This window comes from Dactylosporangium siamense (genome assembly GCF_016862795.1).
GTDB lineage: Bacteria > Actinomycetota > Actinomycetes > Mycobacteriales > Micromonosporaceae > Dactylosporangium > Dactylosporangium siamense.
Genome location: NZ_BONQ01000107.1, coordinates 1 through 14146 on the forward strand (window position 1 = coordinate 1; position 14146 = coordinate 14146).

Annotated in this window: 16 protein-coding genes; 10 read left to right on the forward strand and 6 right to left on the reverse strand. The window is 72.3% G+C overall.

Annotated elements, in window-relative coordinates; genetic code table 11:
* The 4 genes from Dsi01nite_RS33330 to Dsi01nite_RS33345 all read left to right on the forward strand — a co-directional run.
* Positions 1–1154 (forward strand): mandelate racemase/muconate lactonizing enzyme family protein (locus Dsi01nite_RS33330; RefSeq protein ID WP_203850304.1); only part of this gene is annotated, 1154 nt, incomplete at its 5' end.
* Positions 1147–1887 (forward strand): SDR family NAD(P)-dependent oxidoreductase, encoded by a 741-nt coding sequence (locus Dsi01nite_RS33335; protein ID WP_203850305.1) that lies wholly within the window; start codon positions 1147–1149, stop codon positions 1885–1887. The genes Dsi01nite_RS33330 and Dsi01nite_RS33335, both read left to right, overlap by 8 nt.
* Complete coding sequence (locus Dsi01nite_RS33340) at positions 1887–3320, forward strand: glycoside hydrolase (RefSeq protein ID WP_203850306.1); 1434 nt, start codon at positions 1887–1889, stop codon at positions 3318–3320. The genes Dsi01nite_RS33335 and Dsi01nite_RS33340 overlap by 1 nt, the downstream gene beginning before the upstream one ends.
* Positions 3317–3898 carry a bifunctional 4-hydroxy-2-oxoglutarate aldolase/2-dehydro-3-deoxy-phosphogluconate aldolase gene (locus tag Dsi01nite_RS33345; RefSeq protein ID WP_239136349.1) on the forward strand — a complete coding sequence of 194 codons (582 nt, stop codon included), beginning with the start codon at positions 3317–3319 and terminating at the stop codon, positions 3896–3898. Before Dsi01nite_RS33340 ends, Dsi01nite_RS33345 begins: the two co-directional genes overlap by 4 nt.
* 3 nt (positions 3899–3901) lie before the next feature.
* Here the strand turns inward: Dsi01nite_RS33345 and Dsi01nite_RS33350 are convergent, their stop codons facing one another.
* Positions 3902–5050, reverse strand: coding sequence for a hypothetical protein (locus Dsi01nite_RS33350; RefSeq protein WP_203850307.1), 1149 nt, complete (start codon positions 5048–5050; stop codon positions 3902–3904).
* Positions 5047–5433 (reverse strand): PadR family transcriptional regulator, encoded by a 387-nt coding sequence (locus Dsi01nite_RS33355; protein ID WP_373318884.1) that lies wholly within the window; start codon positions 5431–5433, stop codon positions 5047–5049. Before Dsi01nite_RS33355 ends, Dsi01nite_RS33350 begins: the two co-directional genes overlap by 4 nt.
* 105 nt (positions 5434–5538) lie before the next feature.
* Between Dsi01nite_RS33355 and Dsi01nite_RS33360 the strand changes: the two genes are divergently transcribed.
* From Dsi01nite_RS33360 to Dsi01nite_RS33375, 4 genes are read left to right on the forward strand one after another with little or no spacing between them, the layout of a single operon-like run.
* Positions 5539–5895, forward strand: coding sequence for a PadR family transcriptional regulator (locus tag Dsi01nite_RS33360; protein ID WP_203850308.1), 357 nt, complete (start codon positions 5539–5541; stop codon positions 5893–5895).
* A complete protein-coding gene (locus Dsi01nite_RS33365; protein WP_203850309.1) occupies positions 5892–7259 on the forward strand; it encodes a permease prefix domain 1-containing protein in 1368 nt (455 codons plus the stop codon). Before Dsi01nite_RS33360 ends, Dsi01nite_RS33365 begins: the two co-directional genes overlap by 4 nt.
* A 27-nt stretch (positions 7260–7286) precedes the next feature.
* On the forward strand, positions 7287–7547 hold the full coding sequence (locus tag Dsi01nite_RS33370) for a DUF6346 domain-containing protein (RefSeq protein ID WP_203850310.1): 261 nt from the start codon (positions 7287–7289) through the stop codon (positions 7545–7547).
* 40 nt (positions 7548–7587) lie between these two features.
* The gene (locus tag Dsi01nite_RS33375; RefSeq protein WP_203850311.1) at positions 7588–8157 is read left to right on the forward strand and encodes a DUF1349 domain-containing protein; all 570 of its coding nucleotides are present in this window, start codon (positions 7588–7590) and stop codon (positions 8155–8157) included.
* Between the two features lie 30 nt (positions 8158–8187).
* Here the strand turns inward: Dsi01nite_RS33375 and Dsi01nite_RS33380 are convergent, their stop codons facing one another.
* Positions 8188–10695, reverse strand: coding sequence for an HAD-IC family P-type ATPase (locus Dsi01nite_RS33380; RefSeq protein WP_239136350.1), 2508 nt, complete (start codon positions 10693–10695; stop codon positions 8188–8190).
* A gap of 33 nt (positions 10696–10728) precedes the next feature.
* Here Dsi01nite_RS33380 and Dsi01nite_RS33385 point away from each other — a divergent pair, with 33 nt between their 5' ends.
* Positions 10729–11388 (forward strand): hypothetical protein, encoded by a 660-nt coding sequence (locus Dsi01nite_RS33385; protein ID WP_203850312.1) that lies wholly within the window; start codon positions 10729–10731, stop codon positions 11386–11388.
* A gap of 86 nt (positions 11389–11474) precedes the next feature.
* Here Dsi01nite_RS33385 and Dsi01nite_RS33390 read toward each other — a convergent pair whose 3' ends face one another.
* Together Dsi01nite_RS33390 and Dsi01nite_RS33395 are read right to left on the reverse strand one after the other, a co-directional pair.
* Positions 11475–12146, reverse strand: a complete 672-nt coding sequence (locus Dsi01nite_RS33390; protein ID WP_203850313.1) for a hypothetical protein — start codon at positions 12144–12146, stop codon at positions 11475–11477.
* A 36-nt stretch (positions 12147–12182) separates the two neighbouring features.
* Complete coding sequence (locus tag Dsi01nite_RS33395; RefSeq protein WP_239136351.1) at positions 12183–12695, reverse strand: SigE family RNA polymerase sigma factor; 513 nt, start codon at positions 12693–12695, stop codon at positions 12183–12185.
* Between the two features lie 153 nt (positions 12696–12848).
* Here Dsi01nite_RS33395 and Dsi01nite_RS33400 point away from each other — a divergent pair, with 153 nt between their 5' ends.
* Positions 12849–13121, forward strand: coding sequence for a hypothetical protein (locus tag Dsi01nite_RS33400; RefSeq protein ID WP_203850315.1), 273 nt, complete (start codon positions 12849–12851; stop codon positions 13119–13121).
* A gap of 33 nt (positions 13122–13154) precedes the next feature.
* Here the strand turns inward: Dsi01nite_RS33400 and Dsi01nite_RS33405 are convergent, their stop codons facing one another.
* Positions 13155–14090 (reverse strand): helix-turn-helix transcriptional regulator, encoded by a 936-nt coding sequence (locus Dsi01nite_RS33405; RefSeq protein WP_203850316.1) that lies wholly within the window; start codon positions 14088–14090, stop codon positions 13155–13157.
* Positions 14091–14146 lie beyond the last annotated feature (56 nt).

Consider the following 14146-nt stretch of genomic DNA (forward strand, 5'->3'; position numbering starts at 1 on the left):
TGAAGCTCACCATCGCCTCCGTCGAGGCCGTCGCCCTCGCCGCGCCGTTCGCGCGGATGTTCCACGACGTGCCCGACTGGCTCACGACCCCGGCGTCCAGCCACCGCGTGCTGCCGCGCCTCGGCCAGTACACCACCCTCGTCCGGATCCGAACGGTCGACGGTCTCGAAGGGATCGGCGAGGCCTACGGCCTGCCGGAACCCCGCGTCACCGCGACCATCATCGGCTCGCTCCTGGCCCCGATGCTGGTCGGTCGGGACGCGGGCGCGTCGGAGGCGTTGTGGGAGCTCATGTTCGGCGCCCAGGCCGGCGCCGGACGCACCGGCGGGTTCTACCTCGAGGCGATCAGCGGGATCGACCTCGCCCTGTGGGACCTGCGCGGCAAGGCCGCCGGGCAACCGGTCCACCGGCTGCTCGGCGGCCCGGTCCGCACATCGGTCCCGGTCTACGCCTCCCCGATCCCGTTCCTGCCGTCGACCTCGGAATCGGTCCAACGTGCACTGTCCTTCGTGGACGACGGCTTCCACGCCGTCAAACTCAAGCTCGGCCGTGGCGAGACCACCGACCTGGCCCACGCCACGGCGGTCGCCGAAGCCCTCGACGGCCGCGCCGCCCTGCACGTCGACCTCAACTGCGCCTACGACGTCAAGACCGCCATCCGCCTCGGCCACGCCCTGCAACACCTGGGCGTGCGCTGGCTCGAAGAACCCCTCGCCACCGACGACGTCGCGGGCCTCGCCGAGGTCCGGGCCGCCGTGCAGATCCCCGTCGTCACCGGCGAGAGCGAATTCATCCGGTACGGCTACCGCGACTTCCTGCTCGCCCGGGCCGCCGACATCGTCATGCCCAACCTCACCCGCGCCGGCGGCATCACCGAGGCCCGCCGGATCGCGGCCCTGTGCTCCGCCTTCCACGTCGACGTCTCACCACACGGCGTCGGCTCCGCGATCGGCCTCGCCGCCGCCCTGCAGTTCGCGGCGGCCACCCCGAACGTGCCGATCTACGAATACAACCGGTTGCCCAACCCGCTCCGCGACGACCTGGCCGCGCCACCGTCCCTGGTGGACGGTGCGCTGGTCGTGCCCGACGGCCCGGGCCTCGGCGTCACCTTGGACGAGGACCTGGTCGCCCACTATGAGGTGTTCCGTGCCTGAACTCGCGGTGGTCACGGGAGCGGCCGGCGGCATCGGATCTGCCGTCGCGCAACGGCTACGGGCCGACGGCTGGGACGTCGTCGGCCTGGACCGGGCCGAGGCGGACCTCACCGACGAGGCCGCCGTCGCCAACGCGTTCCGTGACCTCGGCACCGTCGGCGCGCTCGTCACCTGCGCCGGCGTGACCGCCGGCGCGCCGGCGCACGAGACCACCGTCGAGGACTGGCACGCGGTCATCGACGCCAACCTCACCTCCGCCTTCCTCTGCGCCAAACACGCACTGCCCGGCATGCTCGCCGCCGGCCGGGGCGTCATCGTGACCATCGGCTCGGTCCACGGGCGCGTGTTCGCCCCCGGCTATCCCGCGTACGCCGCCGCCAAGGCCGGCCTCGCCGCCTTCACCCGCCAGCTCGCCGTGGACTACGGCCACCACGGCATTCGCGCCCTCACCATCAGCCCCGGCTGGGTCCGCACCCCCGACACGCTCACCCGCGTCGAGGACCCGGCCGACCTCACCCGCCTCGCCGAGACCCAGCGGCCCGGCAAGCCGGCGGACGTCGCCGCCGCCGTCGCGTTCGCCGTCTCGGCCGGCGCCGCCCTGCTCACCGGCACCGAGATCGTCCTGGACGGCGGTGCCACCGCCGTCCAGCCCGCCGCCCTGCTCAGACCCGGCCCACGGGCCCGCCTCGGCCTCCCGCCACTCACGGAGGCCCCTCGTTCAGAGGAGTCCTGATGCCACTCACCCGCAGAACCGCCCTCGCCGCCACCGCCGCCGGTGTCGTAGCCGGCGCCACCGTCCGTCCGGACCTGGCCGCTGCGGCGGTCGCCGACTACGTCATCCGCCACGACCAGCCCCGCCAGACCATCCTCGGCCTCGGCGTCGAGATCCAGTCCGACTCGATCGGCTCCGGCAACAACGGCCTGCCGACCGCCACCACCTCCGTCCCGCACGACCTGGTCGCGTCCGAGCGCACCCGCATGTACACCGACCTGCTGAAGATCCGCGACGACCGGGGCTTCCGGTACCTCCGGCTGGCCCTCGGCCTGTACCTGCGCGGCCTGGACAGCACCCAGAAGCAGATCATCGGCCGCTGGCCGACGCAGCTGGCGGAGCTGGCCGAGCTGATCGCCGTGTCCGGGATCGAGGGCGTGTCGGCGGAGTACTGGTCGCCGGCGCCGGGCTGGAAGTCCAACGGCAGCTACGTGGGCGGCACGATCGCCTCCACCGACCCGGGCTGGCTCGACCAGTACGGCGACGCGATCGTGCGGGACCTCGCCTACCTGCGCGACAACGGCGTGCCGGTGAAGATGTTCAGCCTGCAGAACGAGCCGAGCATCGACTACGTCGCGTACTCCTGCTGCTCCTACACCAACGACCAGTACTACAAGGCGTTCAAGGCGATCGCGCCGAAGATCCGCGCCGAGTTCCCGGGCATCTTCATCCACGCCGACGCCGAGAACGGCCAGCGCGGCCGGGGCGGCGCCCTCATCCGCGCCGACGCCACCGCGCTGTCCCAGGTGGACGGCTGGTCGTTCCACCGCATCGGCAGCGACAGCAACGACCAGCTGCAGAACAACTACACCAGCGACGCCGCCGGCAAACCCGTGTTCAGCAACGAGTTCGAGTACCAGGTGCCGACCAGCGACTGGAAAATGGTCAACACCGCCCAGTCCATCATGAACTGGATGACGTTCCAGAACTCGCCGACCTGGTTCTGGCTGCACGCCCTCAAGCCCACCTACAACTCGGAGGCCTCCGGCTACTCGCTGGGCTTCTGGCGCCCCTATGACGACGACGACTTCACGAAGTACCCGAACATCGCCAAGGGCCACTGGGACTACAACCCGCGCAACTTCAACGGCATCCACGGCTTCGTGAAGTACCTGCCGTGGAACTCGGTGCGCTACCACGTCGACGAGGGCACCCAGCGCACCGAACAGCGGATCATGGCGTGGAAGACCCCGCAGGGCAAGCTGGTCTTCGCGATGACCAACCGCAGCCTGTCGACGGTGACGTACACAGTGGACACCGGCAGCGCGCGGGCGTTCCAGGGGCAGCAGTACACGCCGACCGCCCGCAACACCAACCTGACCGACAAGACCGGCCCGGTGCTCACCCTCACCCTGCCCCCGACGTCGGTCCAGTTCTGGATCGAGCGCCTGTGACCTTCGACGACCTGCTCGGCGGCCGCCCGCTGATGGCGATCCTGCGCGGGGTACCCCTCGCGCGGGCCGCCGAGCTGGCGGCCGCCGTCCAGGCCGGCGGTATCGGCGTCGTCGAGGTGCCGATCCAGACCGCCGAAGCCGTCGACGTGCTGCGGGACCTCGCGTCCCGCGGCACGCCGGTCGGCGCCGGCACCGTCCGCTCCCTGGCGGACGTCGCGATCGCGGTGGCGGCCGGCGCCGCGTTCACCGTCGCCCCCGGCTTCGACGCCGAGGTCGCCGCCGCCAGCCACGCCGCCGGCCTGCCACACCTCCCCGGCGTCGCCACCGCCACCGACGTCCATCACGCGCTGCGCGCCGGCTGCGGCTGGCTCAAGGCGTTCCCGGCCGGCTCGCTCGGCCCCGGCTGGCTCCGCGAGCTGCGCGGCCCGTTCCCGGAGGCGCGCTTCGTCGCCACCGGGGGCATCGACGCCACCAACGCGCGTGCCTTCCTGGACGCCGGCGCCGCGGCCGTCGGCGTCGGCACCGCCATCACCCGCCCCGGCGGCCTCGAAGCCCTCCAGGCCGCCCTGCGCCGATAGTCGTCACAGGGCGATCTGGCCCGACAGGCCGAGGAAGGCGACCAGCAGGCTCAGCGCGACCAGCCACAGCACCGGATGTTTGGCCCGGGGCAGGGGACCGGCGGGTGCGGGGGTAGCGGGGGCCAGGACGGCGAGGACGGCGGTGCCGGCCAGGCCCAGCGCCGTCACGTAGGCCAGGACGCCCGCGCCACGCACCGCCGCCGCGGCGACCAGGGAGTCGTGCGGGGACCAGCCGTCGATCGAGGCGAGCCCGGCGACACCCGCGAGGGCCGGCAGCAGCACCGTGGTGACGCCGAGCGTGAGCGACGACAGGCCCAGCACCAGGGTGGCGACGCGCAGCCGTGAGCGGTGCCGGGCCCGGGCGTGCAGCGCCCAGGCGGCGGCGAGCCAGCCGGTGACGGCGCCGGCGAGCAGGCCGGCGAGCGTGAGGACGGTGACGGCGCCGGGCGCGGGGCGATGGACGCTGACCATGAGCGACACCGGGTCGCCCTCGCTCCAGGATCCGCCGCCGTCCGGCGTGCGGTCGCCGGCGCGGGCGGTGACGCGCACGACCTGGTCACCCTTCGAGGCCCAGAAGACGTTGTCGGCGGTGGATCCGTCGGTACGCCACCCGGCCGCCACCATGCGCTCCCGCGCACCGGCGAGGACGCTCACGGGGTCCTGTGATCCGGTGCGGAGGCGCACCTGGACGGCGCCCGGGGCGGGGTGCGGGCCGGTGTTGCCCTCGTCGCCGGGGGAGGTCCGCATGCCGAGCCAGTCCTGGTCGAGCGGGTCGCCGGGGTCGGCGACCGGATCGGTCGCCGGCTCGCCGAAGGCGGTATGCGCGGTCGCGGCGGCGGCCTGGGCGGACGGCATCGTGGTGGACGCCTGCCAGCCGAGCCAGCCCGTGGCGGCGGCGCCGCCGATGCCCACGAGGAGCGCGGCGAGGGTGGCGGTGACGGCGTTGAGCGCTCCGGGCGGCGGCAGGAACCGGGCCCGGATGCCACCCACGATCAGGTCGACGGCGTCCCACGCGGTCGGGCGGCGCCGGCCGGGCGGGGCGGCGTCGAGCAGGGTGGTCAGGATCTCGGTGCCGCGGTCCCGCCGGAACCGGCGCGGGTAGGCGAGCAGCAGCCGCCGGTAGGCGCGTTCCAGCGCCGGCTCGTCGTTCACGCCGCACCCCCTGCCGCGAGCGCCAGACCGCTCGCCGCGAGCGTGGCGCCGCCGGCCGCGAGCGCGAAGCCGCCGTGGGTGCGCAGCCGGGCGGCGGCCATCGACGCGGCCGAGCGCATCCGCACCACCTCGGCGCCGAGCGCGGCGGATCCCGCGTCGGTCAGCCGGTAGTAGCGGCGCAGCCGGCCCTGCAACGCCTCCTCCCGGTCCACCGTGAGCAGCCCCTCGGTCGTCAGCCGGTCGAGGGCCGCGTAGAGCGTGCCCGCCCGCAGTGTCACCCGGTCCCCGGACAGGCGGGCCACGGTCTGCATGACCCCGTAGCCGTGCTGCGGGCCCTCGGCCAGGGCGGTGAGGATGAAGAACGTCGGCTCGTGCATCGCCATGCCCGCCACTATACCGACCATCGGTATATACAAACCATGGGTATTTCTGGTGCCGGTGAATACCTAGCAGTACTATGCATCGAAGTCTTAGGGGTGTGATGGCTCGTGAAGGTTGCCAAAGATCTGGTGGCCGCGTCGGCGACGCCGATGGTGCTCGGCATCCTCGCCGAGGGCGAGAGCTACGGCTACGCCATCCTCAAGCGCATCAACGAGCTCTCCGGCGGCGAGCTGGCCTGGACCGAGGGCCTGCTCTATCCGTTGCTGCACCGGCTCGAGCGGCTCGGCCACGTCGAGTCGACCTGGCAGTCGGTGACGGGGGAGCGGCGGCGCAAGTACTACCGCGTCACCGAGCAGGGCCTGGCCGAGCTGGCGGAGCAGCGCCGGCAGTGGGACACCGTCGTGGACACGCTCAAGGAACTGTGGCTGGGCGCCACCGTCCGCCCCCAGGAGGGCCTCGCATGACACCGGACGGCCTGGAAGCGCAGATCGGGCAGTGGCGGCAGTACGTCCAACGCCGCCGCGAGCTGCAGACCGCCGACGCCGACGAGCTCGAGGACCACCTCCGTGGCTCCGTCGACGAGCTGGTCGCCGCCGGGCTGAGCGAGGACGAGGCGTTCCTCGTCGCGGTCAAACGCATGGGCAGCCTCGACGAGCTGTCCCGCGAGTTCGCCCGGGAGCACTCGGAGCGGCTGTGGAAGCAGCTCGTCCTCACCGGCGAACCCGCCCCGGGCGCCTCGGCGGCCGGCACCCGGTCGCGGCGCACCCTGTGGGTGATGGTCGGCTGCGCGGCGGGCGCCGCCGCGTCCATCAAGGTCCCGGAGCTGTTCGGGGCGGGATTCGACGGCAACAGCGAGTTCTACGCGGCGAACATCAGCCTCTTCACGCTGCCGTGGCTGGCCGGGTTCCTCGCCTGGCGGCGGCAGGCACCGCGCCCGCTGATCGCGGTCGTGGCGGCCCTGTTCGTCCTCGGCGGCGTCGCGGCCAACGTCTACCCGCTCACCGGCGACTCGCAGTCGCTGGTCATCACCAGCATCCACCTGCCGATCGCGCTGTGGCTGGTGGTGGGCGTGGCGTATGTCGCCGACGACTGGCGCTCCACCCGCCGGCACATGGACTTCATCCGCTTCACCGGCGAGGTGTTCGTCTACTTCGTGCTCATCGCCCTGGGCGGCGGCGTGCTCATCGCGTTCACCGTCGGCACGTTCAGGGCCATCGGCGTCCAACCGCAGGAGTTCATCAGCGAGTGGGTGGTGCCGTGCGGTGCCATGGCCTCGATCGTCGTCGCGGGTTGGCTGGTGGAAGCCAAACAGAGCGTGGTCGAGAACATCGCGCCCGTCCTGACCCGCCTGTTCACCCCGCTGTTCACCGCCGTGCTGCTCGCCTTCCTCGTCGCCGTCGGCGTGACCGCCAACCGCATCGACGTCGAGCGTGAGGCGCTCATCCTGTTCGACCTGCTGCTGGTCGTGGTCCTGGGCCTGCTGCTGTACTCGATCTCCGCCCGCGACCCGCTCGCACCGCCCGGGCTGTTCGACAAGCTGCAGCTCGCGCTGGTGTTCAGCGCCCTCGCCATCGACACCCTGGTCCTGCTCGAGATCACCGGCCGGCTGGCCGAATACGGCGGCACCCCGAACAAGGCCGCCGCCCTGGGCGAGAACGTGATCCTGCTGGTGAACCTCGCCGGCTCGGCGCTGCTCCTGCTGCGGTTCATCCGCCGCCAGGGCCAGTTCGCCGCCCTGGAGCGCTGGCAGACCCGCCACCTGCCCGTGTACGCCGTCTGGGCCTGGATCGTCGTGCTCGTCTTCCCGCCCGTGTTCGGCTTCGCCTGATCCCATGCGGTCCGGCCGTACCTTGAGGTGACGTACCACGACGACAAGGTCGACGTGCACGCCACCGTCGACCGGTCCGTGGTCACCGGCAAGGACGTCGGTCGCAAGGTGACGATCCGCGAGCGCTGCGACGACTCCGGCTGCTCCTACGGCCGGTCCAACACCAGCAGGTGGCTCGGCGGACTCGGCGGGCTGGTGTTCCTGGCCGGGATGGCAGTGTTCATGCCCGCCTTCTGCTACTGCGTCAGGTACCTGTTCCGGGCGGTCTTCGGCACCTCCCGCGACTGAGGGTCGGTGCGGGCGCGGCCCGGCGACTACGCTCTGGCCCGTGCTGGATGACATGCAGTGGTTGAACGAGCCGCGGGAATGGTCACTGGAGGACGGCGTCCTGCACGCGGTCACCGAGCTGCGCACCGACTTCTGGCGCGAGACCTTCTACGGCTGGACCACCGACAACGGGCACTTCTTCCACCGGCCGGTGACCGGCGACTTCACCGCCGAGGCCGTCGTGTCCGCGGCCCACACGACCCGGTTCGACCAGGCCGGCATGATGCTGCGCGCCGACGAGCGCAACTGGCTCAAGACCGGCCTGGAGGTCACGTCGGGCGCCGTGCAGATCAGCACGGTCTACACCCGCGGCCACTCCGACGTGTCGATGGCGCCGGTCGCCGGTCCGGCCGGCGAGGTCTCGATGCGGATCTCCCGGTTCGGGGCCGCTGTGACCGTCCACTACCGCAGCGGCGACGCACCATGGCACCTGCTGCGCCTCGGCCACCTCGACCTCCCGGCGACCGTGGACATCGGCGTCATGTGCTGCTCGCCGGAGCGGGCCGGCCTGCGGGCCACGTTTCGCGACCTCCGGGTCGGGCCGCCGATCTCCCGGGACAACCTCGAGTAGCGCTGCGACGCCGGCGTCCTGACCTGCCGGTCAGCGTCCGGCTGGATCCTTCAGGCCCAGGACGCGCCGCAGGAGGTTGCGCCGCCAGATGGTGCGCAGCGCCAGGAACCACGGCGGGAGGAACACGGCCACACCGATGTAGATCAGTGGATTCGGCACCAGGCTGAAATAGCGCGACAGGGCCGGCACCGAGAGGATGACCAGCAGGATCGCCACCAGGGCCGCGACGAGCGCGGCGGGTCGCTTGTCGGCCCGCACGGTCGTCCAGCCGGCGAACATCCGCCAGGGCGGCTCCAGGAACAGGATGAGCGCGAACGCCGTCAGGGACGTGAAGACGGTCAGGCCGGTCTGCGCCACGACGGTGGCGACCTGATCGGCGAACGTGGCGTCGGACCGGACCAGGCCGGTGAACTCCTCGAACCGCTTGACCAGCTCCGGCGGCACGTGATGGGCCATGATGCCGGACTGCACGAAGCGGAACAGGGTGGCGTACAGCGCGACCCCGAACACGGCGGTGACCACTGCCGACGGCACGACGAACCGGCCGAGGGAGCCGAGCAGTCCGGGATCCGGTGCGCGGGGCGGCGCCCAAGCGGTGAGCACCAGGGTCGGCAGGCCGACGGTGAACAGGACGATGGCGACCTGCGCCGGCTCGTACGGGAAACCGAGGCCGAGGATCGCCACACCGATGATGACGAGGATGGAGACGCTGACCCGGGCCAGGTACAGGTACATCGAGGTGGTGATGCCGGACACGATGCGCCGGCCCTCGTGCCGGGCGGGGGCGAGGGCGTCGAAGGCGTCGTCGAGCAGCACCACGTCCGCGACGTCGCAGGCGACGCTGCTGCCGCTCTCCACGGCGATGCCGACGTGGGCCTTCTTCAGCGACGGCAGGTCGTTGACGCCGTCGCCGATCATCGCGGTGTACCGGCCCTGCTGGCGCAACGTGTCCAGCATGCGCTCCTTGAGCCGGGGCGCCACCCGGCCGAACACCACGCCGGTGGCGACGGCGTCGCCGAACGCCTCCGGGGTCATCGCCTCCAGCTCCGCGCCGGTGCGGGGCTCGGCGTCGTCCAGGCCGATCCGCCGGGCGAGGACGGCGACCGTGCGCGGGTCGTCACCGGAGATGACCTTCACGGCGACACCACGGTCGATCAGGTCCCGCAGCGTCTCGTGGACGCCCGGCCGCAGCTCGTCCCGCAACGCGACCAGCGCCACCGGGTGCAGCGACGGCAGCCGTGGCGTGCCGTCGCGCCCGTGCAGGTCGGCGTCCGGGTCCTCGGCGGTGGCGTACACCAGGACGCGCAGGCCGCGTCCGGTCAGCTCGCCGATCGCCGCGTCCGCCGAAGCTTCGCCCAGTGCCTCCGCCGCACCGAGGATGTGTACGGCCGGCCGGGCGCCCTCCACACTGACGGCGCTCCAGCAGCGGGCGGAGGAGAACGGTACCTCGTCCCGCACGGCCAACCGGGTCCCGGGCAGCGCCTCGACCAGCGCCGCGACGGTCGGGCCGGTGCCGCTCATGCTGCGGGCCGCCTCGCCGAGCCGGCGGCGGACCGTGCCGGGGTCGGCGCCGTCGAGGACCTGGACGTCCTCGAGGCTGAGCCGCCCGGTGGTCAGCGTCCCCGTCTTGTCGGTGCACAGCACGTCGACGTTGCACAGCGACTCGACGGCGTTGATCTGCTGGATCAGCGCCCCGCGCCGCGCGATCGTCGCCGCCCCGACCGCGTAGGAGACGGTGATCAGGAAGAACAGCCCGTATGGGATGAGGCCCGACAGCACGGCGGCGGTCTGCACGACCCGCACCAGCGGCAGTCCCTTGAGCGTGGCCTGGGCGAGGATCGCGGCGCTCATCAACGCGACGGTGAGCATGACGATCCGGATCACCAGGTCGATGCGCCACTGCAGCGGCGTCGGCTCCACGCTCCACGACCGGGCCGCCGACGTCACCGACGCGGCGTGGCTCTGGCCGCCGACCCGTTCCGCGGTCTGCCATCCCGTGCCGCCGACGCAGACGCTGCCGGACAGCAGCTGATCGCCCTGGTGCTTGACGACCGGTTCCGGCTCGCCGGTGAGCAACGACTCGTCGACCTCGAGCCGGCCGTCGCCGGTGACCGGGCCGTCGACGACGATCTGGTCGCGGGCGGCGACCCGGATGAGGTCCCCGCGGACGAGGTCCTCGGCCGGCACCTCCTGCTCGACGCCGTCACGCATTACCCGGCACGGTGCGCGGTGCAGGAGCTTCAGCCGGTCGAGCTTCCGTTTGGCCCGCACCTCCTGCACCGATCCGATCAGCGAGTTGACCAGTCCCAGGCCGACGCTGACCACGGCGTCCTTGGTCCGGCCGAGGGCGAGCAGCGTCAGGCCGATGACGAACAGGAAGTTGTTGAACAGGGTGAACAGGTTCGCCCGCAGGATCCTGACGTACGTGCGGGAGGCGCGCGCCGTGGTGCGGTTGGTGTCCCCGCGCCGGCGGGCCGCCTCGACCTGCGCCGACGTCAGCCCGGTCGGTGGCGCGGACACCGGGCGGGTCGTCGTCATCGCACCTCACCGCCCACTGCGTGTGGTCATCCCATGATCACCGTACGCTTCGGTGCCGGACCTCACGGCGAAATTGTCGGTGCCCGTCCTTATGCTCTCCTGGCCTGGTTCATCCACACGGGGAGCACTGACATGCAGTTTCGACGGATCGTCCTGGCCTTGGCCCTGTGCACCGCGGTGGGCCTGACCGCGGCCTGCGGCCAGGACTCCGGCAGCACGCCCCAGGGCGCGGCGACCGCCAGCAGCGGTGCCACGGGCTCCGGCGGCTCCAGCGGCGCCGGAGGCTCGAGTGGCGGCTCCAGCGGCGGTGCCAGTGGCGCCGCGAGCCAGCCGGCGGGCGCGAAGGGCAACACCGAGGCGGCCTGCAAGAACATCGTGGCCGCCTATGACAAGGAGAAGGTCGAGCTCGTCGGCGTCATCAGCGAGCTGGCCGCGGCCAGCCTCAAGGAGGACAAGGCCGCGGTGGCCGCGGCGGAGGCCAAGGGCAAGGTCATCCTCGACCGGCTCGCGAAGGCCGTCGAGCCGGAAATCGCCAAGGTCGCCGACCCGCAGGCCAAGGCAGCGTTGCAGCAGTTCGTGGCGACGTTCGGCAAGATGCTGTCGGGCACGACCTTCGCCGACGAGGCGTTCGAGGCGGAGATGGAAAAGGCCACCACCGAGGCCGCGAAATACTGCCCGGCCCTGGCCGACTGACGCACCGCTTCCCGTGATCCGGTAGACCTCGGGCGCCCAGGGGTGCGCAAGATCTACCGGATCACGGAGACGGGGCGTCCCGGGAGCTACCGTCGCCAGGACTTCGCGGTTTCCGGGTCGTAGTACCGGGTGAAGCCGCACGGCCAGGCGATGGCGGCGTCGAGCGGAGCGCCGCCCCAGCGGGGGCCGCCGCTGACCAGCAGCCTCGAACCGATCGCCCATGCCGCCGTGCCATTGATGTTCACGGCCGGATACATGTCGACGACGGCGTTCGGCTCCGAGCCACCCGCGAACCATTCACCGACGGTGAACGTGACCGCCACCAGGTCCAGCTGGCCCATGTCGGGGCGGTTGGAGCGAGCCGGGCCGATCGCGGCCACGACGCCGTCGAACGCGAACGCCCGCGTCGCGACGGTCTCCGGGGAGTAGCGCTCCACGCAGTCGAAGATGCCGCCTTCCGGCAGCGCTCCGGTCCGGCCCGTGATCGGGTTGTACGGCGTCGCCGCAAAGCTCGTCGCCGGGCTCGGGGTCGCTGGTGGGGCCTGGCCGAGGTCACCGCTCCCGCCCCACAGACCCCGGGCCGCGACACCGCCGCCCAGCACCACGGCGACCGCGGCGGTCGCGGCCACGACGTTCAGGCGGCGTTGCCCGCGTCGCGCGGCCCTGCCCCCGCGGAGCAGCGCTTCCGTCGGCACGGGACGGACGGGCACGTGGTCGGCGAGTCGTTCGAGCAGGCGGCTTGCTTCCTCGTCGTTCATGGGCGGGCTCCCCGGCTTGGATGGGTCAAGATCGGATCACGCATGGCCGGCGCCGCCGCGCAGGTCGGCCAGGTTGGCGTCGGCCGAGAGCTGGGTCAGGGCGCGGGCGGCCCGGCTCTTCACGGTGCCGGGGGCGATGCCGAGCGCCTCGGCGATCTGCGGGTCGCTGAGATGCGCGTAGTACCGCAGCACGATGACCTCGCGATTGACGCGGCTGAGGCCGCTGAGCGCGCGGCGCACCGTGTCCGCCGTGTCGACACTCCCGGTGGCGTCGTCCGGTGCCGCCCTCTCCGGCACGTCGGCGGCGGGCTTCTCGCCCCACCATCGGCGTCGCCGGCTGTCGTGATGGGCGTTCACCAGGATCCGGTACACGTAGGCGTCCCGGTCGCCCGCCTTCATGACCTTGGCCCACGACACGTAGCAGCGCATGAGGGCCGTCTGCGCCAGGTCCTCGGCGTCCTGCACCGTGCAGCCCAGCAGCACGGCCGAGCGGACGAGCGCGGGCCAGCGCGCACCCGCGTACGCGGAGAAGTTCTCGTCCCGTTGCACTGATCCTCCACCTCGAAGCCCGGCCACAATCCTTAGACGGGTTACCGGTGCCATTCGGGTCCCCCCGATGGCGAAGGTCGACCGGGCCCGTTCACGCGGCCCGGCAAACTGCCACCGCGCGGGCGGAGCGAGGGTGACGTAAGCTCGCCGCTCGTGACTGTTGACATCGCAGCTGAGACCCCCGGCGACAGCGACGCCGAGGAGACCTTCGAGACGGTCGGCGACCCCGGCGACGGGCCGTCGATCATCTACACCGCATACTTCACGGCCGCGGAGGAGCTCGTCGAGCACATCCGGGCCGCGGACGTGCTCAACCTCGGCTTCCGGGTCGAGTCCTACCTGGTCAGCCCGGACGACAGTGCCGACGCCAGCCAGATCGAGTTCGAGTTCACGCTGCTCAGCGAGTTGCCGGTGCGGGGCGACTGACGTCGTGATCGGGTGAGCCAGTGCCGGTCCGGATCAACCGGGCCGGTACAGGTCCGCGACGGCCAGGGCGGCGGTGCGCATCGCCGTGCGGACCGACGGTGGTGACACGACCTCGACCCGGGTGCCGAGGCCCAGGAGGCTGCCGACGGCGTGCTGCACCGCGGCGAAGGCGAGCCGGACGGTGGGGGAGCTGCCGTCGTCGTCGCGCAGGTGCCGGGCCAGGACCCGGCGGACCATCGCGACGGCATCGGGCGCCGCGGTGACCACGACCGGCAGGTCGCGCGGGCGCACCTCGACCCGGTCCCGCAGCCGCGACCAGGCGGCGTCGAGGTCGAACCCGGGCGGCAGTGGTGCCGGCTGCGGCAGGACGGTGCAGGCGAGCACGCGCGACACCCGTACCAACGCCGGTTCCGCGGTGACCAGATACCAGGTGCCGGCCTTCGCGACGAGCCCGGCCGGGGCGACCGTGCGCAGCTGCCGGTCTCCGGCGCTGTCGCGGTAGTCGAGCGAGAGGCGCCGGCCGCGCAGCAGCCCGTCGTGGATGAGTGGCAGCAGGGGCACGGCCTCGCCGGCGCGCATCCACGGGTCGACGTCGACGAGCACGTGCCGGCGTCCCTGGGTGAGGCCGCCGCGCAGGGCCTGGCCGCCGGCGCCGATGATCTTCTCGATGGCGGAGTCGAGGGCGTCGCCGAGGCCGAGGTCGCCGGCGAGGCGGGACTGTCCGACGGCCAGGCCGGCACCCTCGGCGCGGCTCAGGTTGGCCAGGCCCGAGCGGTACGTGTCGAGCAACCGGATCCCGCCGAACCGGCCGCGTTCCGTGTAGACCGGGATCCCGGCGGCGCTGAGGGCGTCCACGTCGCGCAGCACGGTGCGCACGGAGACGCCGAGGCGGTCGGCGAGCTCCGGGGCGGCCACGTCCGGCCGGGCCTGCAGCAGCAGGACCAGCGACAACAGGCGATCGGCGCGCACCGTCGAAGCATATCCGTCAAACATGACAGAGGATGTCCTGTTTGACGCGCGATGCT